Annotated in this window: 21 protein-coding genes and 1 pseudogene; 9 read left to right on the top strand and 13 right to left on the bottom strand. The window is 39.5% G+C overall.

Translation table 11 applies throughout. The features are described from left to right. Positions 1–14: 14 nt before the first annotated feature. The 7 genes and pseudogenes from AC6CHU_RS13690 to AC6CHU_RS13660 form a co-directional block, all read right to left on the bottom strand. Positions 15–803: an alpha/beta fold hydrolase gene (locus AC6CHU_RS13690; RefSeq protein ID WP_159865945.1), complete on the bottom strand. Its 789-nt coding sequence runs from the start codon at positions 801–803 to the stop codon at positions 15–17. 396 nt (positions 804–1,199) lie between these two features. Further along, complete coding sequence (locus tag AC6CHU_RS13685; protein WP_159865942.1) at positions 1,200–1,517, bottom strand: YbjQ family protein; 318 nt, start codon at positions 1,515–1,517, stop codon at positions 1,200–1,202. Further along, on the bottom strand, positions 1,498–1,701 hold the full coding sequence (locus tag AC6CHU_RS13680) for a hypothetical protein (RefSeq protein WP_498122069.1): 204 nt from the start codon (positions 1,699–1,701) through the stop codon (positions 1,498–1,500). The genes AC6CHU_RS13685 and AC6CHU_RS13680 overlap by 20 nt, the downstream gene beginning before the upstream one ends. A 15-nt stretch (positions 1,702–1,716) precedes the next feature. After that, entirely contained in the window at positions 1,717–1,917 is a 201-nt protein-coding gene (locus tag AC6CHU_RS13675; RefSeq protein WP_498122067.1) for a sigma-Y antisigma factor component, read from the bottom strand. Further along, a complete protein-coding gene (locus AC6CHU_RS13670; RefSeq protein ID WP_159865933.1) occupies positions 1,914–2,264 on the bottom strand; it encodes a YxlC family protein in 351 nt (116 codons plus the stop codon). The genes AC6CHU_RS13675 and AC6CHU_RS13670 overlap by 4 nt, the downstream gene beginning before the upstream one ends. Continuing rightward, positions 2,224–2,781 (bottom strand): RNA polymerase sigma factor SigY, encoded by a 558-nt coding sequence (gene sigY, locus AC6CHU_RS13665; protein WP_251284053.1) that lies wholly within the window; start codon positions 2,779–2,781, stop codon positions 2,224–2,226. Before sigY ends, AC6CHU_RS13670 begins: the two co-directional genes overlap by 41 nt. Positions 2,782–2,924: 143 nt before the next feature. Beyond that, a pseudogene (locus AC6CHU_RS13660) lies at positions 2,925–4,211 on the bottom strand (MFS transporter). Positions 4,212–4,468: 257 nt separating this feature from the next. Here AC6CHU_RS13660 and AC6CHU_RS13655 point away from each other — a divergent pair. Beyond that, positions 4,469–4,792, top strand: a complete 324-nt coding sequence (locus AC6CHU_RS13655) for an HPr family phosphocarrier protein (protein WP_498122065.1) — start codon at positions 4,469–4,471, stop codon at positions 4,790–4,792. A 149-nt stretch (positions 4,793–4,941) separates the two neighbouring features. On the opposite strand, the gene AC6CHU_RS13650 is transcribed toward AC6CHU_RS13655, so the two are convergent. Together AC6CHU_RS13650 and AC6CHU_RS13645 are read right to left on the bottom strand one after the other, a co-directional pair. Next, positions 4,942–5,688: a class I SAM-dependent methyltransferase gene (locus tag AC6CHU_RS13650; RefSeq protein WP_498122063.1), complete on the bottom strand. Its 747-nt coding sequence runs from the start codon at positions 5,686–5,688 to the stop codon at positions 4,942–4,944. Between the two features lie 61 nt (positions 5,689–5,749). After that, complete coding sequence (locus tag AC6CHU_RS13645) at positions 5,750–7,846, bottom strand: transglycosylase domain-containing protein (RefSeq protein ID WP_498122061.1); 2,097 nt, start codon at positions 7,844–7,846, stop codon at positions 5,750–5,752. A gap of 425 nt (positions 7,847–8,271) precedes the next feature. Here AC6CHU_RS13645 and AC6CHU_RS13640 point away from each other — a divergent pair, with 425 nt between their 5' ends. After that, positions 8,272–8,805 carry a universal stress protein gene (locus tag AC6CHU_RS13640; protein ID WP_498122059.1) on the top strand — a complete coding sequence of 178 codons (534 nt, stop codon included), beginning with the start codon at positions 8,272–8,274 and terminating at the stop codon, positions 8,803–8,805. Between the two features lie 24 nt (positions 8,806–8,829). Here the strand turns inward: AC6CHU_RS13640 and AC6CHU_RS13635 are convergent, their stop codons facing one another. After that, positions 8,830–9,303 carry a helix-turn-helix transcriptional regulator gene (locus AC6CHU_RS13635; RefSeq protein ID WP_159865912.1) on the bottom strand — a complete coding sequence of 158 codons (474 nt, stop codon included), beginning with the start codon at positions 9,301–9,303 and terminating at the stop codon, positions 8,830–8,832. Between the two features lie 272 nt (positions 9,304–9,575). Here AC6CHU_RS13635 and AC6CHU_RS13630 point away from each other — a divergent pair, with 272 nt between their 5' ends. The 5 genes from AC6CHU_RS13630 to AC6CHU_RS13610 all read left to right on the top strand — a co-directional run bounded on the left by AC6CHU_RS13630 (position 9,576) and on the right by AC6CHU_RS13610 (position 15,275). Further along, complete coding sequence (locus AC6CHU_RS13630) at positions 9,576–10,715, top strand: histidine kinase N-terminal domain-containing protein (protein ID WP_159865909.1); 1,140 nt, start codon at positions 9,576–9,578, stop codon at positions 10,713–10,715. Positions 10,716–10,843: 128 nt separating this feature from the next. After that, positions 10,844–11,386 carry a GNAT family N-acetyltransferase gene (locus AC6CHU_RS13625; protein WP_251284970.1) on the top strand — a complete coding sequence of 181 codons (543 nt, stop codon included), beginning with the start codon at positions 10,844–10,846 and terminating at the stop codon, positions 11,384–11,386. Positions 11,387–11,865: 479 nt separating this feature from the next. Continuing rightward, positions 11,866–13,164: a hemolysin family protein gene (locus AC6CHU_RS13620; RefSeq protein ID WP_159865903.1), complete on the top strand. Its 1,299-nt coding sequence runs from the start codon at positions 11,866–11,868 to the stop codon at positions 13,162–13,164. Between the two features lie 289 nt (positions 13,165–13,453). After that, complete coding sequence (locus AC6CHU_RS13615; protein ID WP_159866235.1) at positions 13,454–13,855, top strand: MerR family transcriptional regulator; 402 nt, start codon at positions 13,454–13,456, stop codon at positions 13,853–13,855. Between the two features lie 64 nt (positions 13,856–13,919). Next, complete coding sequence (locus tag AC6CHU_RS13610; RefSeq protein ID WP_498122056.1) at positions 13,920–15,275, top strand: hemolysin family protein; 1,356 nt, start codon at positions 13,920–13,922, stop codon at positions 15,273–15,275. Positions 15,276–15,350: 75 nt separating this feature from the next. On the opposite strand, the gene AC6CHU_RS13605 is transcribed toward AC6CHU_RS13610, so the two are convergent. Further along, positions 15,351–16,766, bottom strand: coding sequence for a sensor histidine kinase (locus tag AC6CHU_RS13605; RefSeq protein WP_159865897.1), 1,416 nt, complete (start codon positions 16,764–16,766; stop codon positions 15,351–15,353). Next, positions 16,756–17,454 carry a response regulator transcription factor gene (locus AC6CHU_RS13600; RefSeq protein ID WP_159865894.1) on the bottom strand — a complete coding sequence of 233 codons (699 nt, stop codon included), beginning with the start codon at positions 17,452–17,454 and terminating at the stop codon, positions 16,756–16,758. The genes AC6CHU_RS13605 and AC6CHU_RS13600 overlap by 11 nt, the downstream gene beginning before the upstream one ends. Positions 17,455–17,637: 183 nt before the next feature. Between AC6CHU_RS13600 and AC6CHU_RS13595 the strand changes: the two genes are divergently transcribed. Then, positions 17,638–18,279 carry a hypothetical protein gene (locus AC6CHU_RS13595; RefSeq protein WP_159865891.1) on the top strand — a complete coding sequence of 214 codons (642 nt, stop codon included), beginning with the start codon at positions 17,638–17,640 and terminating at the stop codon, positions 18,277–18,279. A 79-nt stretch (positions 18,280–18,358) separates the two neighbouring features. Further along, positions 18,359–18,676: an ArsR/SmtB family transcription factor gene (locus tag AC6CHU_RS13590; RefSeq protein ID WP_159865888.1), complete on the top strand. Its 318-nt coding sequence runs from the start codon at positions 18,359–18,361 to the stop codon at positions 18,674–18,676. Between the two features lie 22 nt (positions 18,677–18,698). On the opposite strand, the gene AC6CHU_RS13585 is transcribed toward AC6CHU_RS13590, so the two are convergent. Next, positions 18,699–19,616 (bottom strand): cation diffusion facilitator family transporter, encoded by a 918-nt coding sequence (locus AC6CHU_RS13585; protein ID WP_251284915.1) that lies wholly within the window; start codon positions 19,614–19,616, stop codon positions 18,699–18,701. Between the last annotated feature and the right edge of the window lie 160 nt (positions 19,617–19,776).

The following is a 19,776-nucleotide window of genomic DNA, read 5'->3' as shown; positions in this document are numbered from 1 at the left end:
TCCATCAGGATCCTCTATGATGCCAATCTTCTTTTTTGCCTGTTAATAAAGTCAATGGTTATCCGGTTAAAGGTATCAGGCTTATCAATATTGCATACATGGCCTGCCCCTTTAATGACTTTAACTGTAGCTGTTTTTGCTTTTTGGGCAATGCTCTTTACAGACTTAATAAACAAGTGGTCTTCCTGCCCCATGATGAAAAGGGTTGGAATGTGAGAAATGCTTGATTGTATTTTTCCGAGGTACGGGTTAACTGATTTTGTTAATCTCAGCCAATTGATGAATTCTTTTTGGCACATTTTTGCTGCCTGTCTTACAAAGGCATGTCTTGATTCAAGATGGTGTCTTTTTGGCATGATAATCCAGGCAAAAAGCTTATAAAGCAGCATATATGGAAGCATATACTTAGTCAGGTTCGCAATGGCTATCAAAAACCTTGTGCGCCGGTTCAGCTCAGTAATGGCTCCGCCCAATATCATCGAAGCTACTCTATCGGGATGATCCTGTGCGATCGTCTGAATTACGATAGTCCCCAGCGAAATTCCGACAAAGTGAGATTCTGCGATATCTAGATGATCGAGTACCTCAACTATTTCCTGAGATACTTCAGAGAAATGATCACCTTCTTCCCAGGTGCCCCTTCCGGATTGACCATGCCCCCGCAGATCTACCAGCAGAACATTGAAATGCTTTTTGTATTCTCTCATTTGTTTATACCAAATTGCAGAGCTGCCCCCTGCACCATGAACAAAGGTAACCCATGGCAGGGATTCATCTTTCACATACGTACGGTAATATAGCATATATACTCCAATCCACATTCTAGTATCATTTTCTTAGTATAGTTAATTAAGAAGGTTCACTTTATTGTAAAGGATTTCAGCGGAAATTGCTTTTAATATCCCAAAAAATCCTCCAGTTTCTTTTTAAGTATTTTCTGCCAAATATTCATCAACACTCCTTTCCCTACATAGAGCATTGGGAAACCTAAAGAAACGGATATAGGCCGGTTTTTTCCATTTTTAATTAGAGAGTACCGTGTTCGGACTCTGACTCCCGGATTTCTTCTTTTTCTGTCCGAAATATCACCAAGTTGGGACTCACTTCCGGATCCTTCTCTTTCTGTCAAATGCTGCTGCACCAGGTTAGCGCCGATCATAAAAAAACCAGCTAATCTACGTCAGCTGGCTCTTCTCCTCTTATTCTTCAATTATGACTGCAGTCCCATAGGCTATAATTTCTGCGGCATTCTGCATAACAGCTGAGGTTTGAAGCCGCATTCCTATGATTGCGTTAGCCCCTTTTGCTTTCGCATCTTCAACCATTCTGCCAATTGCCTTCTGTCTAGCTTCATCCATCATTTCAGTATATTCTCCAATTTCTCCGCCTACAATTGTTTTCAATCCTGCCAGAATGTCTTTACCGATATGCTTTGTCTGGACTGTACTGCCCCTTACAAAACCTTTAATTTCTTTAATCTCTTTACCGTATACGGTATCAGTAGTCACTATAATCATTTTTTTCTTCCTCCTCTTTTTCTTTTTTTCTCTCAGCTATTAGCGCAATGAATAACGCAATGATCAATAATGCATATAAAATATAAAACATAATTGCAGCCTTTATATTAATAAATAGCATGGCAATCCCGAGCAGCTGGCCGCCAGTGGCTGCAAGAAGCAGAATCTGTTTTAATCTTTTCATCCTTTCATCCCTCAATTAATCTTTTTTCTTCCAGGTCTTTTTGATGAAAATCAAGTAAAACAAGGTCGGCATTGGCGCCTGTATTAAACCAATTATTCCCCAAAGCCAATAATTATGACCGTGCTTTCTGGCATCCAGGAATAGGAACGTACTCTGTGCAATTAGGAGGATTCCCACTATAATCAATAAGGGAAGCGAAATTTCTTCGCTGTTCATGTGCCATTCACCTGTTTCACAAAGCTGACTGTGCTGTATACCATAATAAAAACAGTGACAAATCCTTGAAGCAAAAGGAATACAGCTGGCAGCTGATACAATATGAATAATATCGAAGTTACAATGAGGAGCGCTGCAACAGTGAAGATAGCTAACTCCCTGATCAATTTCTTTTTCATTGTATGTTGTTGCTCTGCAACCAAGGTTTCAAAGTATTGCAGGTCAGGTGTATATACCGGAACGTTTTCGTCCAGCCCCCTCAATCCGTCTTCTATCTCCCTTACTGCAGCCAAAAAATGTTCATCTTTATGATCGTTTTCCAGCTGCAGCACTTTCCTGTTCACCATAAATCTTCAACTCCTCTCTTACAGACATGATCCCATTGTGCACTCTTGATTTAACAGTGCCTGAAGATATGTTCATCATGTTTCCAATTTCCTCGTACGAATAGCCATAATAATGCTTAAGTATGATAGGTATCCTAATCTCGTCTTTTAGTTTTCCTAAAGCTGACAAGGTATCATTCCATTCTTCATTCCGGCTTTCAAGATGCCACTTCATGCGTCTGAGGGCTTCTTCCTGCGCTTTCCAGTTCCTCTCTCTTTTCGACTTTCGCTTCTGATCAATATACAAATTCGTAGCAATGGATATCAGCCAGGAGGAAAACTTCGATTTGCCATTAAACAGGCTGATTTTTTCAACACATTTAGCCATAGTTTCCTGAGCAAGCTCTTCAGATGTATCAGGATTCATGGTAATTTTGATTAAGTATTTAACCAAAAAGGGATAATTATTTCTAAAAAGTATGGCAAATGCGAGCTGATCGCCTCGTTTGGCACTAGCTATCAGGTCTTTCTCCTCCATCAGCTTCTTTCCTCTCTACTCTATCATCTCATATCAGCTGTTTGTTTCACTCATAAGACGTTTAAGAGATGAAAAGGTTCATTATTTATTGAAAATTATTTTTTCATACATAAAAAGCCCCTATTATAGGGACTTTTATTACATTATACTGCACCAGTCTGTTCTAAAGAATGTGCTTTACCGCTTTTTTCGTTTTTTTTCGTTAATCCTGGGAGAACGAGGCTGTAAAATACACCAACAAGTGCTAAACAGCCGCCTACCATCCAATATAGCATTTCCACTCTTAGGAATCCTGGAAAGCTGACAGCAATTAATCCGAGTGTTATAGATTGTGAAAGCATCATCAGCGGACTTACTCATCCCTGTACTCTTCCCATCATCTTCGGATCCACAATGCTTGGCATCCAGCCGCCAATTGCGACGTTCACTAAAGGAAGGCCAAACGCTGCAGCAAATAATAAAGAAAGGAAAATAAACGTGTTCTCTGCAAAAGATGCAGCAATGATGAAGCTGCCGGTTAACAGCAGTCCGGCAATGATGAGCTGATATAGCTTGAATTTTTGAGTGAGCAAAGAAGCAACAAAGCTTCCAATCAGAACACCAATCCCAAATGTTATTCCGAGCAAGACTGAATATTCCTCATAGGATTGCGGCTCGAGCTTATATTTCAGCATAAAAATAGGCATGACTGAAAAACCTCCATTTACCACACCGAAAACGAAAAAGCCAACAAGCAAGGCAGATAATAATTTATGCTCGATAATATATTTGATCCCCTGTATAAAGTCCTTGAAGACAAACGGTATATCCAAGTCTCTAATCCCATGCGCGCCATTTGGCAGACGGACCTCTTCGGGTATGCGGCAGGATTTTATTAATAAAGCACTGATGATAAAGGTAAGCGCATCAGCTGCAATTGCACCGTATACTCCCACTGTCCAGTAAGCAAGAATACCAAGCCCGTTTCCGAACAGCATGAAAAGACTCATCACAACCTGATTAAGGCCTGCAGCGGTCGTATAATCTTCACTTTTCAAAATGCCTTGAATCATACCATGTTCAGCAGGAAAGAAGAATTTCTGAATAGCACTCCTCAGGAACAATACTGCAAATACCAGCGGCATCCAGCCAATAATAACAGTCAGCAAAAACACAATTGATAATAGCGCGCTAATCCAATCACAATGATAAGCTATTTTTTGGCGATCCATCCTATCCGCAAACACTCCAACTAAAAAAAACACCGCCAGAGTTGGAACAGAAAACATCAATTCTGTTAGTGCGGCATAAAAAGGCTGTTCTGAGAAACGATCCAGCAAATAAAACATAAAGGCAGTTAAACCAATCGTACTTCCCATCTGAGAAGTGAAGTTGGCGAAAAATAATTTTACATAATTGGCATTTTGGAAAATACCCCGGAATTTTTGCATCTCTTTTACCTCAGTTTCCCTGATTTATATCATAAATATAAATTGAGACTAACATTTGATAAAGCGGCTTATGATGGTTTTAATCTCCTTCTTGAGACTGAAAGTGATTCAAACCCCTAAATCGGATGAAGTAAAAAGGTAATTATTCACACTTTGAACCAGGTGGTTTACGGTTGTAATCACCGGGGTAATTCCATAATACAACCACATCATTAAACGATTAATATAAAATACTTTATTAAAAGGAGATTTTTAAAATGAAAGAAATTATTTCTGCTAATGTATTAGTTCAAAACAAGTTCACAATGAAGAAAATGCTTGAAATTTACCAGGCGTCAAAACAATTTGATGGCACCACTTATCTCTACAGCAAACATAAAGCGGTGGATGCCTCAAACCTTTCTAAATTAGTTTCCTTCCTTTTAACAGTGAAGCAGCAAACAAGCCTGAAAATCATTGTGGAAGGAACAGAAGTTCAGAACCATCTGCAGCACATTAAAGATATATGCAGCAACCATGTTTCTGAGGTTCGCCTGTCAGAAAAACGTTTCATTAATGCAGCTGAAACAATTCAGCTGTAAAATGACTATTTTAATGCAGAGAGAATGGAGTGAAAAATAGATGATACGTACAATTTTTATGGTAGTTGGAGCGATTGTGGTAATTGGAGCGCTAATCAACTGGTTATTCTAAAATATAACTATTAAAAAAAAGGCCGGATGGCCTTTTTTTATTTATATGCAACCGCAATTGGCTGATAAAAACCTGACTCTTCAGGGAGGAGCCATTTCACCTCTCGAAAACCGGCTTTGTGCAGAAGCTGGTTTAAGTCTTCCCTTCGATAGGCCCTATACTGAGAATTTCTCTCAGACACAGACCAATCCCCATCCTTTTCCACCATTGTAAAATGCCTCAAATTATATATATCGGAATGCTGCTGCCACTCCCAAAGCTGAAAGGTTATAGTGTGATCCCTTATTGCTGGCAAGGTGGATGATGGCTTTTCTTTTAGTATTTCATCATAATTCCTGATAGAAAAGAGAAAAATACCTTTCCCGCTGAGTAAACTGTAAACCTCTTTAAGTGCCTTGATACATTCTTTTTCGTCCATAAGATGGGGCAAGGCATTATCCATAGAGAGGATGGCCCGGAAAGTTTCCTTGTGGACAGATGATAACTCCTTCATGTCTGCCTGAAAAAATGGGATATCCAGTTGTCTCTGTTCTGCTTCTCTTTTTGCTCTTCCTATAGATTTTCCGCTAATGTCGGATGCGGTTATTTTGTATCCCTTTTTGGCCAGAGCTAATGTCTGAGTTCCTATTCCGCATGAACAATCCAATAGGGATGATGTTTTTTCTATGCCTTCTGCTGATAAAAGATTATCCAATACATCACCCTGCCTTGAAATGGATCGATCCCAATCCTCAAATATCAAGTGATACTCTTCCGCTAATGCATCATAGAATTTTTCTGCCATGTTAGGTGCCTCCTTTAAAAAAAGAGTACAGTTTTTCACTGTACTCGTAAAATATAATTCATTAATCATGCTTCTTTTCTCTATCTTTCTTTTTATCTCTCTTTTTTTCTTTTTCTTTGCGTTTTTCTTTCCCTTTATTCCATTTTTCTTTCCATTTTCCTTTTTCTTTTTCTATTTTATCTTTTATCTTTTCTTTTTCTTTCTTTATCTTTTCTTCCCAGGCTTTTCTTTGCAGCTCTTTTTGTCTTTGTTCCATCAGACCGGCTATATGAGGGACATTAAATGATTCAGCTTCCTGATTTTTCAAAGCTTCTGACATGATTGTCCGGAATATTGGAGCAGTGCCTTCACTGCTTGAAGTTGTAAGATAATTATTCGCATCTGTATTATCATGGCCAACCCACACAGCACCTACGAGCTGTGGTGTGTAGCCGACAAACCATTGGTCTTTAACTCCGTCAATGCCTTCGATGGTCATTTGTGTACTTCCTGTTTTCCCTGCAACTTCTCTGCCTGGTATTTGGGCAGCCTTCCCTGTACCATGCTGAACCACCCCAAGTAGCATGGTTGTTATATTGTCTGCAACATCCTTGGAAATGACTTTTGTATTCTCACCTTTCCACTCTGCTACAGTGACTCCGTCTTTATCGACTATTTTTGTAATGGAGTGGGCTTCCGGCCTCTCGCCGCCATTTGCAAATACAGCATATGCCTGTGCCATGGTCAATGGAGACACCCATTCACTTGTTCCCCCAAGAGCAAGTGCAAGATTTCGATTGATGGCGTCATCAGGTATGCCAAACCTTGATGCTGCATCTACCCCTTTTTCCACACCAACCTCATCCAAAAGCCATACAGCAGGAACATTCAATGAGTCCTTGACTGCTTCATACATTGGCACATTTCCCCGGAACTGTCCGTTGTAGTTATTCGGCTCATAATCTTTGCCAAATGTCATTTTTTCATCTTTAAGTTCATCTGTGATCTTCCAACCCGATTCCAATGCGGCTGCATATGGCACGATCGGTTTCATTGTCGATCCAGGCTGGCCCACTTTATGAACGGCACGGTTATGTCCAAGAAGGGTATGTTCGCCTCTTCCGCCTGCAAGGGCGCGAATTCCGCCATTCTTCGGATCCAGAAGTACAGCTCCGCTTTGTACTGGCTGATCTCCAGTACCTTTAGGAAATAATTGATCATTTGTATAGGTTTCTTCTACACTGCTCTGCATATCCTGATCAAGCTCTGTATATATTTGATACCCTTCACTTAAAAGCTCATCTAGCGAAATATTGTATTTTTTCATCGCCTCTTCCAGTACAGCGTCTACATAATAAGGGTATTTCCCTTTAAGGGGATCACCGCCGCCGTCTTCGAAGACAAGCTTTTCATTTTTTGCTTTTTCCCATTCCTTTTCAGAAATAAAGCCATATTCCTTCATACGATCAAGGACGGTATTCCTTCTTTCAATTGCCTTTTCTTCATTTTGGTATGGATTGATGGCTGATGGGGCTTTAACCAGCCCTGCCAGCAGTGCGGCTTCGCTAATGGACAGATCCTCAACATCCTTTCCATAGTACTTCATCGCCGCCCGTTTGATCCCCCAGGCGCCTTCCCCAAAATAAACCTGGTTTAGATACATCTGAAGAATTTCGTCTTTGCTGTATTCCTTTTCGATTTCAAGCGCAAGGAAGAATTCTTCCAGTTTTCTTTTATATGTTTTTTCTGCAGATAATAAGGCATTTTTGGTCAGCTGCTGGGTAAGCGTACTCCCGCCCTCTACTATTCCGCCTGCTTTCACGTTTGTAAAAAAGGCCCTGCCAATTCCTTTTAAATCAATGCCGCCATGATCATAAAAACGGTGATCTTCAATCGCGATTACAGCATTCTTCATATGATCTGGAATTTGATCAATGGAAATGCCTTCATTTTTATTTGCAGAGATCTTGCTGGCTACTTCCCCATCTCCGTCATAAATGACTGTTGATTGCGCAAGCCCTGCTTCAAGCGCACTTATATCCGCATCCTTATATGAAAAATAGACGAAGCTTAAGAAAGCCAGGACCAAAGTAGATGCAAACAATATGGATACCTGTGTCAGGTGCAGTTTATTCCAAGTTAACTGAAACTTTTTAATAACTGAAGTTCTCTTTCTCATATTTCCTCCATTAGTCTTGATGAAAATTAGTTTGCACTTGTTCGGAAGTCTTCAGATTACACCGATAACAGCATAACTTCAAAAAATATGTTTTTATATAGTATTTTATTTCCATGGTAATTTCTTTTGGACATATAAAATATACCCTGAAATTTTCAAGGTCACTCTTCACAGCTGAAAATATGCATTAGACCTTACGGAATCCGGTCATTTTTTATGGGGGTATTAAAAGTTTTGGCTCTATTTCAAAGATTGTTATTCTTTGTATATGAATACTGCCCGTTGATTTAATTAAAGTTATGAAAAACAACAACTTTACGAATATAGCCTAAGTTTTCCAGCCCTGATGATTTTTATGATTTACTCTTTACAGCTAAGGGTATATAAACAATAAGTTTCCTTATTTTAAGAAGGAGTGAACATTGATGAATATTAATAGAATTGTATTGGGCTATGATGATTCGGATGGCAGCAGGCAGGCATTGAATATGGCAATCGGATTAGTTAAACAAAATCCTGAAGCTCAGCTCCTGGTTGCTCAGGTCTTTGAAGAAACAGTGGAAAATATCCCCATAACTAATAAAAAAGCGGTGGAGCCTGTTAGAACAAACGGCTATCTGCTGGAAGGAATTCAGATTCCTCCTCTTCCGGTATATCATGATGAATCCTCGTCCAATACACACGCAAGAGTAAAGCATAGTGTTGACAATACTTTTTATAATGCAAAGGAAATCCTTGAGCCTTATGGCATTAATGCAAAGTTCGAAGTTCTTGAGGGGGGCCCGGCAGAAAGCATATGTGAATATGCAGCGGCCGAAAACGCTGATTTAATCATTGTGGGAAACTCAGGCAAAGGCGGAATTAAAGAAATGTTCCTTGGGAGCACCAGTACAAAAATTGCCAAAAGTGCCACTTGTCCGGTTCTTATAGCTAAAGATAAGGAATATCCCGTAAAATAAAAAAGCAGCCCGGCGGCTGCTTTTTTATTGTTGCTGAAGGTCTTTATTCTCTGCTGCGAGCTCCTCAAACCGTTCTTTAGAAGACAATTCATCGAAACTGCTGTAAATCCTAAAATGGTCCTGGTCAATAATCCTGTAGTGCTGGCTGATAATGTTTTGCTGAAGGATCAAACCGTTGCTTCTCTTTATTTCCCGCCACCATAGCTTTCCGCCAAGAGTCTTTTCCTTCCTATAATCGATTCCTTCTCTGGCAATAGTCTCAAGGACTTCAAGCGGTTCATTTCCAAACAAAAACCGGACTGTTTCCGTTTCTCTGAATAATGCACAAACAGCTACCACTGTGGACCAGCCTGCCTCCGCTCGCCCTTTCTCTATTTGAACCAGGGTCTTTTTTGAAACACCAATAATTTCCGCCATTTTATCCTGTGTGTATCCTGCCTCTGTCCGAATAAGACGTATCTTATCTGAAACTTTCAGTATAATTTCATCTCTAGTCAATGCAGCTTCATTCCTTTTTTGTTGTTGGTGTAAATTTACACCTGTTTTATATATTATAAAAGAAATAATGACAATATTACAAATTAAAAACTAGCTTTTCCTTTAACTATACCAATTATATCAAAAAAATAACTGTGCATTTAGTCACGAGTTAGCTATAATCTACAGGGTAAAAATTACTGTAATTTTCCATAAAATTAACAGAGGATTTTAAAAAATTCTATCGAAATTTATGGGTTAAGTGTTACTATGAAAAAAAAGTGGAGGATAAAATGACGATTGAAACAAATAATGCCATTTTGGAGCTGCTTCTGACGGAAAGAGAAAACCTTTTAAGGGAATGGAACGATAAAATCCTCATAAATAGGGATGATCCTTTTAAAGATAAAATTAAAGATAATGGCGACGCCATGTACCAATTGGTGATTCAAATATTGCTGAAAGATGGGAAAGAACTCGAAGACTATATTCAGAAACTGGCGTACTCTGTCGCTGAACAGCGAGTAAAAGCAGATATTAATATTGGAGATTTTGTTTATAATGTCAATCTGGGAAGAACGATCATTCTCAATATATTGAATCGTTCTGAAATACATTTTAATGATCTCCAGAGACAGTACGAAAAAATCGGTTATTGTTTCGATAAATTCTTGTATCACGCTGTGTCCAGATATACGGACGCCAAGGATCAGATAATAAAGGAAAAAACACAATTTATCGATTCCACCCATAAAGATAGATTAACGCTGCTGGGCCAGATGACTTCAAGCTTTATTCATGAATTCAGAAATCCGCTTACGTCTGTACAAGGGTTTATTCAGCTGTTAAAATCCGAAAATCCCTCCATGAAGTATTTAGATATCATTTCAAATGAACTGGAGCAGCTGAATTTTAGAATTTCACAATTCTTGCTCCTATCTAAAAAGGAACTGATTGGAAAAGAAAAAATCACTTTCTCTTTAAATGAATTAATAGATGAAGTCCTTATATTTTTGTATCCCAGTATTTTGGATGGAAAGGTTACGATTCTTCAGGATATGAAAGAAGATATCTATTTGGTTGGCTATGCGGATGAAATCCGTCAAGTTTTCATCAATATTATCTTCAATGCTATTGATGTGCTTACACAGTACCGGAGCGACCCTGTCATCCATATTAAGAGCAAATGGGTTCCGGATGGTCAGATTAAGCTGGATATTTCCAACAATGGGCCGAGAATTCCGGATCATCTTGTTAATTCTATATTTGAGCCATTTGTTACAACCAAAACACTCGGAACGGGGCTTGGTCTATTTGTTTGCAGAGAAATAATTGAAAAGCACCAAGGGACTCTGACCTGCGACACCGAATCAGACTGGACCGTGTTCAGCATAACTCTTCCAACTGAAAAGCTGACTAAAGACAAGAGCTGACTCCGAACCGGGAGCAGCTTTTTCATCTTTCATTCAAAGTAGCCTTTTTACAAAAAAATCATATACTTTTATTTTTTTCCAGATTATTATTAATATTATTTGCAGTTTGGGTGAAGGAGGTTTATCACTTGTTTTCATTAAAAGTAGATGAAGAAATAGAATTACAATTGTTCCAGCTTCATCATTCAGAAGAGCTTTTCGACCTGGTGGACAGAAACCGCATCCACTTAAGAGAGTGGCTTCCATGGGTAGATAATATGGCTTCACCAGTTCAGTATCATTCGATTATTCCTTTATGGCTGAAACAGTTTGCCGATAATAACGGCTTTAATGCCGGAATCCGTTATCAGGGAAATCTTGCAGGCTCTATAGGTTTTCACCAAATCGACTGGAACAACAGACAAACCAGCATTGGCTACTACCTTGCAAAGGATTTTGAGGGAAGCGGAATTATGACTCGAAGCGTGCAGGCCATGATCAATTATGCTTTTTTTGATTTAAAACTGAACCGCATCGAAATCCGCTGCGGGATCAGAAATGAAAAAAGCCGAGCGATACCTGAACGTCTTGGCTTTCGCCAGGAAGGTATTATAAGGGATGGCGAGTATCTTTATAATCGATATCACGATCTTGCCGTATATGGACTTCTGGCAAGAGAATGGAGAATTTAAACTAAAAGCTGTTTTGAAAGAGTTTGTTGCTTTTTCATAACCTAATTTAATTTGCTGAGTTGATCTTCGATGTGGGCACTTGATCCTCGAAAATGCTGACGCATTTCCTTCGTTCGGTGCCTGATAGAGGTAGCTTATCAAATGTCCTGCGGGAGGAGAGGGCAGTGTGAGACCCCGCAGGCGAAGCCGAGGAGGCTCGCATTCTTCCCCGCGGTTGCTGCAATCAACGGGCAGAATTCATAAAGAAAAACAACAATCTTTGAGAAAAGAGCCAAACAGAAAGCCTGCGAACAGGCTTTTTTTATTTTCCCCTGCATTTAGGATCGGCAATATTTATTACTCCTGATTACATCTCTTAATTCAGGGTAATTCATATAAAATGTATCCTTTATTCATGATTTATTTGTAAAATTTATGAATAAGGGAAAAGTAGTTATAAAGGAGGTGGCGGTCCCTTACCTTTACAGGAAGGGTTTTATATGATCACCCTTAACCTATTCTTGCTATTTTTATTAATTGCATTAACTGCTTTCTTTGTTGCATCTGAATTTGCCATTGTTAAAGTGCGAACTTCACGAATTGACCAGCTTATCCTGGAAGGAAATCCTAAAGCCCATTCTGCGAAACAAGTGATAAGCAGCCTGGATGAATATTTATCTGCCTGTCAGCTTGGAATTACAATCACCGCACTGGGCCTTGGCTGGCTCGGTGAACCGACTATCGAGAGACTGTTTCAGCCTATATTTGAAAGTCTCAGCTTGCAGGCTTCCTTAACTCATATCCTCTCCTTTGTCATTGCTTTCGCTGTGGTGACTTTTCTCCATGTGGTCATTGGGGAGCTTGCGCCAAAAACCTTTGCCATTCAAAAGGCAGAGGCCATAACTTTATCTTTTTCAAAGCCATTAATAATATTTTATAAGATAATGTATCCGTTCATTTGGATTTTAAATGGTTCAGCCAGGGTTGTAACAGGATTATTTGGACTGAAGCCGGTTTCAGAGAGTGAGATGGCTCATTCAGAAGAAGAGCTTCGGATTATCCTATCTGAAAGCTTAAAGAGCGGTGAAATTAACCCATCCGAATACCAGTATGTTGATCGAATATTTGAATTTGACAATAGAATAGCCAAAGAAGTTATGGTTCCGCGGACCGAGATTGTTACCATCCCGGAAGATTCATCACTGGCAGAAACCCTCGATCTCATATTAAATGAACGATATACACGCTATCCGGTCACTGCTGGCGATAAGGATAATATTCTCGGGATCATGAATGTTAAGGAAATCTTAACTGACTGTGTAAGAAAAAAATGTGAAGAGGAACGCCCATTACTGCAATATATTAAACCTGTCATCAGAGTTATTGAAACCATCCCTATTCATGATTTGCTCCTTAGAATGCAAAAGGAGCGTTCACATATGGCTATTCTCCTTGATGAGTATGGCGGAACTGCCGGATTGGTCACTGCAGAAGATATCCTGGAAGAAATCGTAGGTGAAATCCGGGACGAATTTGATGCCGATGAACTTCCGCTTATTCAAAAGTCAGGGGAAAACCATTATATCCTTGATGCGAAACTGCTGATTTCAGAAGCAAATGATCTCCTGGGCACAGCTTTATCTGATGATGATGTGGACACCATCGGCGGCTGGATCATGACGCAAAAGTACGATGCTGCACAGGGAGACATTATAGAAGAAGATGGATACAGATTTATGATCAAAGAAATGGACGGACACCATATTTCTTATATTGAAGTTGTGAAAATAATAAAATGAATTACTTAAGACCAGAAGCATACTTTAGCTTCTGGTTTCTCTTGCCTGCAGACAGTTTAAGCTGCTTCATGTAACCCATCTGAAATTTTTTATTTTTTCCGAATCTTTTTACTTCATATTTTATGAATAATTTCATAAAATAAGTGTAATCCTTTTTTCCAAACTGCTACGTTTGACTGTATGGTTTCCGCAACGTATAATTAATTCTAACTATATCTCTTGTTGAAAAGTACTATTATGGAGATATAAGTATTCAAAACAGAGGTGATATGATGGGGCTTACTATCGTATCGGCGAATTAGCCAATATTGCTAATGTTTCTAAAAGAACAATTGACTACTACACTAGCATTGGACTAATAAAAGCGAAACGCTCAAAATCAAATTATCGCATATATTCAGAAGAAGTATTGTCTGATTTAAGATTCATTGAAGAATGCAAACAACTGCATCTACCGCTTGAAGAGATTAAAAGAAAACTAGAAATGAAAACGAAAAGGGAGATTCAGACAGGGGAAGTTGAAAAGCATATAAACACAGTGACTTTACAGATGAAACAGCTTCAGCAGGAAATAGCTGTGCTCATGCCGCTTATTAATACAATGGATGATGAGCAGAAAGATGGCTATTCCAGAAAGCTGACTGCCGAAAGTACTGCTTTGCTCCGTTCCCTTTCCGGCTTAACCAGCTAGTCCCATTTTTCACAAAATCAGGAGGTGACACCCTGCCCGTTTAGGCGGGAGAAGGGGAACTTATTTGGACATATTAAACTTGGTTTTTATAGCCATTTTAATTGCTTTAACGGCGTTTTTCGTAACATCGGAATTTGCCATTGTTAAAATACGAAGTTCCAGGATTGATCAGCTAATTGAAGAAGGCAATAAAAATGCAATAGCTGCTAAGAAAGTAATATCGAATTTGGATGAATATCTATCAGCATGCCAGCTGGGAATTACCATTACAGCCCTTGGTCTTGGCTGGCTGGGTGAGCCGACAATTGCACACCTGCTTCGGCCAGTGATCTACAGTTTCGGCCTGCCATCATCCGTTTCGCATGTAATCTCAATCAGCATTGCTTTTGCTTTTATCACCTTCCTGCATGTAGTGGTGGGAGAATTGGCTCCAAAGACTCTGGCAATACAAAAAGCAGAAGCCGTTACACTTTTAACAACACGTCCTTTAATCTGGTTTTACCGGGTCATGTATCCGATTATTTGGGCGCTGAATGGCTCTGCCCGCCTATTGACCAGCATGTTTGGATTAAAGCCTGCTTCTGAACACGACTTAGCACATTCTGAAGAAGAACTTCGCATCATTTTATCAGAAAGCTATGAAAGCGGCGAAATTAACCAATCTGAGTTTAAGTATGTAAATAAAATCTTTGAATTTGATAATCGTATCGCGAAAGAAATTATGGTTCCGCGTACCGAAATAGTTTCTCTTTCAAAAGACGATACACTTGAGGATTTTCTTCAAATCGTCCAAGAAGAGAAATTTACTCGGTATCCGATTATAGATGGAGATAAAGATCATATTCTTGGCATGGTCAATATTAAAGAAGTCATGACAGATTTCATAATGAACCGGGAATTATCATCAAGCACTCTTGAATCGTACATCCGTCCCATTATCCGGGTCATTGACAGCATCCCTATCCATGAGCTGCTGCTTAAAATGCAAAAGGACCGCATCCACATGGCCATTTTAATGGATGAATACGGCGGTACCTCAGGGCTAGTGACTGTTGAGGATATCATCGAAGAGATTGTAGGCGAGATCCGTGACGAGTTCGACATGGATGAAGTGCCGATGGTCAGAAAGACGCAAGAGGGACAATATATTATTGATTCAAAAGTTCTTGTCAGCGAAGTTAACGACTTGCTGGGTATCGATATAAATGATGAAGATATTGATACCATTGGCGGATGGATATTGACTGAAAATTACGAAGCCAAACAAGGCGACATAATTGAAAAAGGAAAATATCGTTTTAAAATTCTTGATATGGAGGATCACCATATTAAGTATATTGAAGTAACAGCAGTACCTGAAACAGAAGAGCCTGCCCCTGCAAAAGAAGTGCCTTTTACTGAAACAGAGGTATTGTCTTAAAGTGAAACCGTATCTGCCTGTTATACTTCGATAAATAACCAAAGGAACAGCCTCCTGGAGTGCTGTTCCTTTTCTTTAGCCTATTTGTTCCCGTGGAAATCTAATCGTAAACTTGGTCCCTTTCCCTTTTTCACTGCTGACACTAATTTCTCCGCTGTGCAGCTGAACAAGCTGTTTAACAATAGAGAGACCAATGCCAAATTCACCAAATGAATGATTGGTCCGGGATAGATCAGCTTTATAAAAACGGAGCCAGATCGACTCAATTTCCTGCGGATCGATGCCTATACCTGTATCTTCTATTACGATCAATGTTTGATCCGGACCTACTTTACCCCTTAAAAATATGGAGCCCTGCTCGGTAAATTGAATGCTGTTTTTTACAATATTAACTAGGATCTGAATTAACCGGTCGTAATCCGCATACACAGAAGTCCCTTCTTCAGCCTCTAAATAAATTTTATTACCCTTTTCCACTGCCTGCATTTCCAGCTGTTCCTTCACAATTTCAAAGGCTTCCATGAGATCAATCTCCATTTTATTCAGCTGCAGCTGATTGGAACGGATCTTTTCATAATCCAAGTTTTCATTCACCAGCCGAATAAGCCTTTTTGCTTCCCTGTCTATCAGGATCATCCCTTTTTCTGTATCCTCCTCCGGGATCAAACCTCCCTTAATGCCCTCAGCCAAGCCGCTGATAGTGGTCAAAGGAGTTCGAAGCTCGTGCGAGACATCTGCAATAAATTTCCTTCTTCTATTTTCCAGCCTTTTAATTTCTTCATTAGATTCCCTCAGTCTTGCTGCCATATTATTAAAGTCTTTAGCCAATTCACCAATTTCATCCATATAGGTGTAGGGAATGTTAATGTCATAGTTCCCGGATGAAATCATGGAGGCAGCATTCCTGAGCTCCGTTATTCTCTTGATCAGATTTTTGGAGAGAACAAGACTTAAGAGAATGGTCGCAGAGAGTGAAATAAAAATGGTATATAATAAAAATCGGTTTAATTGGCTGACAACCTCCATAGCCCCTGTTATAGGAGACAGAAGCAAGACTCCGCCAACAAGGCTGCCCCCCTGCATATATGGAAGGGCAACCAATGTTACCTCCTGGCCAAAGCGCTCTATATCATGCTTTACAGTTACTTTATTTCCTTTCGAAATTTCAGTCCACTCAGATTTTGTCAGCTGAATCATCGGATCGGATTTAAGTTCGGGGTATAAGACCCTCCCTTTATGATCAAAGAGGATATATTTGATATTTCTGGCATCAAGCAGCTGGCTGTATTCTGTCAAAAATTGTTCATCCCCCTCTATCCTGACTGTTATGTCTGTCAGGATCTGCTCTCCATATGAATCAAGCTCTTCCACTTTATTTTCAAAAATATAATTCTCCACAAACTGGGAGAAGAGAAGGCTTAATAACAGGAATGCCAATATTAGAATGCTGACATGACTAATCAGCAGCTGATAAAAATACTTAACCTTCATTTTCCGCTGCCGTTTCATCGAATTTATAGCCCACACCCCATACAGTATGGATAAATGGCTGCTCGTCCGTGCCAATTTTTTTCCGGAGTCTTTTTATATGTACATCTACCGTTCTTTCATCTCCATAAAACTGATAACCCCATACACTATCGAGCAGCTGCTCTCTTGTAAAAACCTGCTTCGGATGTTTTACAAGATAATACAGCAAGTCAAATTCCTTTGGTGTCAAGTTTTTTAAAAGCTGCCCATTATAATATGCCTCTCTGGATTCTTTACTGATTTTAAAATAATCACTGGCAACGTAGTGGTGTTCATCCGTTCCTGATTCAGCCCGAAATCTGCGTGTGACAGCTTTAATTCTGGCCATCAGCGTCAGCGGGCTGAATGGCTTAGTCACATAATCATCAGCGCCCATTTCAAGGCCCAGAACCTGATCGGATTCGCTGTCTTTAGCCGTCAGCATGATAATTGGAACCTTGCTCAGCTCCCTTATTTTCCGGCAAAGCGTCACACCATCCATAACCGGAAGCATCCAATCAACGATAATCAAATCCCACTTTTCTTTATTAAAATGCTCAAACCCCCGCTGGCCATCATGAACAAATACACCCTGATACCCTTCTTTCATAAAGAACATTTCCAGCATGGAACAGACACTTTCATTATCTTCCACAACAAGTATTTTCATTTTGCCTTCACCGCCCCTGAACAGTCTTTTATTCTTAATGTAATCGAAGTGAGTGTTTTTTTACAATTAATATCTCTGACCATAGTGTTTTTCTATAAAAAGTCAGCCAAATTTTTTATTGTTTAGCAATATCTTGGGAAATGCTAAATACGAGTTATCATTTTGAAAGGAGCGCAATAAAGAATGAATAAAAAATTTCTACTGCTAATATCATTTTGCCTTTTTTTAGCTGGGGCCGCTTTATCGGTTAATGCTGAAACAGCGCCAAGGGAAAAATCACCTTCACAAGAGGAAAAACATGAGCACCATCACAGAATTATTGATGAATCCCTAATGAAATCCCTTCAGGAACAAGGATTCACAAAAAAGGAAATCTTTATAGCTGCACACATTGCAAAGTTTTCAAATAAAAAGGTTGAAGACGTTTTAAGCTTTTACAAAAAAAATAATTCCTCCTGGGAAAAAACAGCACAGCAGTATGGAGTGGATATAGAGAAAATAAAAAAGCATCATCACCATCACATGGAAAAGTTCCTTGAAACTCATAAGGAAGCTGTTCTGCAAAAGGTCTCCGAGTATTCCGGAAAATCCCCTCAAGTGCTGCAGACTTATCTTGACAAAGGAGTCCCTCTTCGTTTCCTTGTTTCAGGTGCAGCCGTGGCAAAAGCGGCAAACAAGGATCTGGATGAAATAATCCAGATGAGGGAACAAGGAAAGTCATTGCTAAATATAAAAACAGAATTAAATCTTGATAAAGAACAAATTCATGCTGAAATGAAAAAACTGATTGATGAAATTCACAAGGAAATCAGAAAGACAAAATAATAAGTTAAAACCGCAGAGAGATCTCTGCGGTTTCGTTTTATATAAAACAATCTTATAATGAAAGAGAGAGGTGAACAAAATGACAGATAATAAATCGGCGTATCCAGATGACCTGGATGAAGAAACTTTATTCATGGTCTCACAGACCTTCAAAGCTCTATCCGACCCAACCAGACTTAGAATTCTTCACTTATTATTTCACGGAGAGTACTCTGTTAATGAAATTGCCGAAAATTTATCCCTGCTCCAGTCTACGGTTTCTCACCAGCTCCGCTTTTTGAAAAACCTGCGTCTGGTAAAATTCCGCCGTGAAGGAACTACTCTCTTCTACAGCCATGATGATGAACATGTCATAAGTTTATTAAACCAAGCAATTGAACATAGCCAGCATTCATGAATAAGCTGTCCTTTGGGCCTTATTAATTGCAGCTTTCATTATGGCCGGGACAGCCCTTTCTTTCTCCTTCCACTTGTATCGTGCTATGCTCAATCCCATATTCATCATGCAATACCGATTGAGCAGCATGAAGGACTGCATCGTGGCCGCCTTCATATTCAATTACAAGATGGCAGCTAAGAGAAGGAAACCCGGAAGTAATCGTCCAAATATGAAGATCGTGCACATCTATGACATGCGTAAGTCTGAGGAGCGCACTTTTAATTTCCTCAGGATCCAGGTGGGCAGGTGTTCCCTCCATTAATATGTGGAAAGACTCCTTTGCCACTCTCCATCCGCTTATTAGGATAAGAACTGCTACGATTACACTTGCAATAGGATCAGCAAGTCCCCATCCGAAAAAATAAATTAAAAGAGCTGCCGCAATAGCTCCAACAGAACCAAGCAGGTCACCAAGAACATGCAGAAAAGCGCTCCTTACATTTAAGTTGTGATCCTTATCCCCGCTCATTAATATGAATGCTGCTGCAATATTGACGAGAAGCCCGATCGATGAAATTACCAGCATCCCCATACTTTGAACCGCAGGAGGCTCAAGAATGCGGTGATAGGCTTCATAGAAAATATAGAGAGAAATTAAGAGCAGTGTTATTCCATTGATTGAAGCAGCAATAATTTCAAATCGTTTATAGCCAAATGTTTTTGAGTTCGTCGCCTTTTTTTCGCCAATTTTGATAGCCAGAAAACTTAAGCCAAGCGCAGCTGCATCACTCAGCATATGTCCGGCGTCCGACAGAAGCGCAAGGCTGTTAGTCCATATGCCTCCTATCACCTCTACAATCATAAATGCAGCAATTAAAATAAATGCCCACATCAAAGCCTTTTTATTGCCAGTGTGATGGTGACCATGTGAATGTCCGTGCCCATGACTGTGTCCCATTTTATACACCCCTTTATATGAATATATGCTCATATATATTATGTATGACTTTGGCTTATTGTTCAATTATTTTAGTATTCCCTTTTTAATTTAGACCAAATGAATACAATCAAACATATGAAGAAATTAAATAAACCAACAGCAAAGTGAAGTCAAAAAA

It is taken from the genome of Cytobacillus sp. GQ23, assembly GCF_059758675.1.
Note: the sequence above shows the minus strand (reverse complement) of the source record. Positions and strands in the feature narration are given on the sequence as shown.

What these genes read in the sequence shown, in the direction of transcription:
- AC6CHU_RS13690 (WP_159865945.1), bottom strand. Translation starts at nt 803, where the DNA reads ATGCTATATTACCGTACGTATGTGAAAGATGAATCCCTGCCATGGGTT.
- AC6CHU_RS13685 (WP_159865942.1), bottom strand. Translation starts at nt 1,517, where the DNA reads ATGATTATAGTGACTACTGATACCGTATACGGTAAAGAGATTAAAGAA.
- AC6CHU_RS13680 (WP_498122069.1), bottom strand. Translation starts at nt 1,701, where the DNA reads ATGAAAAGATTAAAACAGATTCTGCTTCTTGCAGCCACTGGCGGCCAG.
- AC6CHU_RS13675 (WP_498122067.1), bottom strand. Translation starts at nt 1,917, where the DNA reads ATGAACAGCGAAGAAATTTCGCTTCCCTTATTGATTATAGTGGGAATC.
- AC6CHU_RS13670 (WP_159865933.1), bottom strand. Translation starts at nt 2,264, where the DNA reads ATGGTGAACAGGAAAGTGCTGCAGCTGGAAAACGATCATAAAGATGAA.
- sigY (WP_251284053.1), bottom strand. Translation starts at nt 2,781, where the DNA reads ATGGAGGAGAAAGACCTGATAGCTAGTGCCAAACGAGGCGATCAGCTC.
- AC6CHU_RS13655 (WP_498122065.1), top strand. Translation starts at nt 4,469, where the DNA reads ATGAAAGAAATTATTTCTGCTAATGTATTAGTTCAAAACAAGTTCACA.
- AC6CHU_RS13650 (WP_498122063.1), bottom strand. Translation starts at nt 5,688, where the DNA reads ATGGCAGAAAAATTCTATGATGCATTAGCGGAAGAGTATCACTTGATA.
- AC6CHU_RS13645 (WP_498122061.1), bottom strand. Translation starts at nt 7,846, where the DNA reads ATGAGAAAGAGAACTTCAGTTATTAAAAAGTTTCAGTTAACTTGGAAT.
- AC6CHU_RS13640 (WP_498122059.1), top strand. Translation starts at nt 8,272, where the DNA reads ATGAATATTAATAGAATTGTATTGGGCTATGATGATTCGGATGGCAGC.
- AC6CHU_RS13630 (WP_159865909.1), top strand. Translation starts at nt 9,576, where the DNA reads ATGACGATTGAAACAAATAATGCCATTTTGGAGCTGCTTCTGACGGAA.
- AC6CHU_RS13620 (WP_159865903.1), top strand. Translation starts at nt 11,866, where the DNA reads ATGATCACCCTTAACCTATTCTTGCTATTTTTATTAATTGCATTAACT.
- AC6CHU_RS13605 (WP_159865897.1), bottom strand. Translation starts at nt 16,766, where the DNA reads ATGAAGGTTAAGTATTTTTATCAGCTGCTGATTAGTCATGTCAGCATT.
- AC6CHU_RS13600 (WP_159865894.1), bottom strand. Translation starts at nt 17,454, where the DNA reads ATGAAAATACTTGTTGTGGAAGATAATGAAAGTGTCTGTTCCATGCTG.
- AC6CHU_RS13595 (WP_159865891.1), top strand. Translation starts at nt 17,638, where the DNA reads ATGAATAAAAAATTTCTACTGCTAATATCATTTTGCCTTTTTTTAGCT.
- AC6CHU_RS13590 (WP_159865888.1), top strand. Translation starts at nt 18,359, where the DNA reads ATGACAGATAATAAATCGGCGTATCCAGATGACCTGGATGAAGAAACT.
- AC6CHU_RS13585 (WP_251284915.1), bottom strand. Translation starts at nt 19,616, where the DNA reads ATGGGACACAGTCATGGGCACGGACATTCACATGGTCACCATCACACT.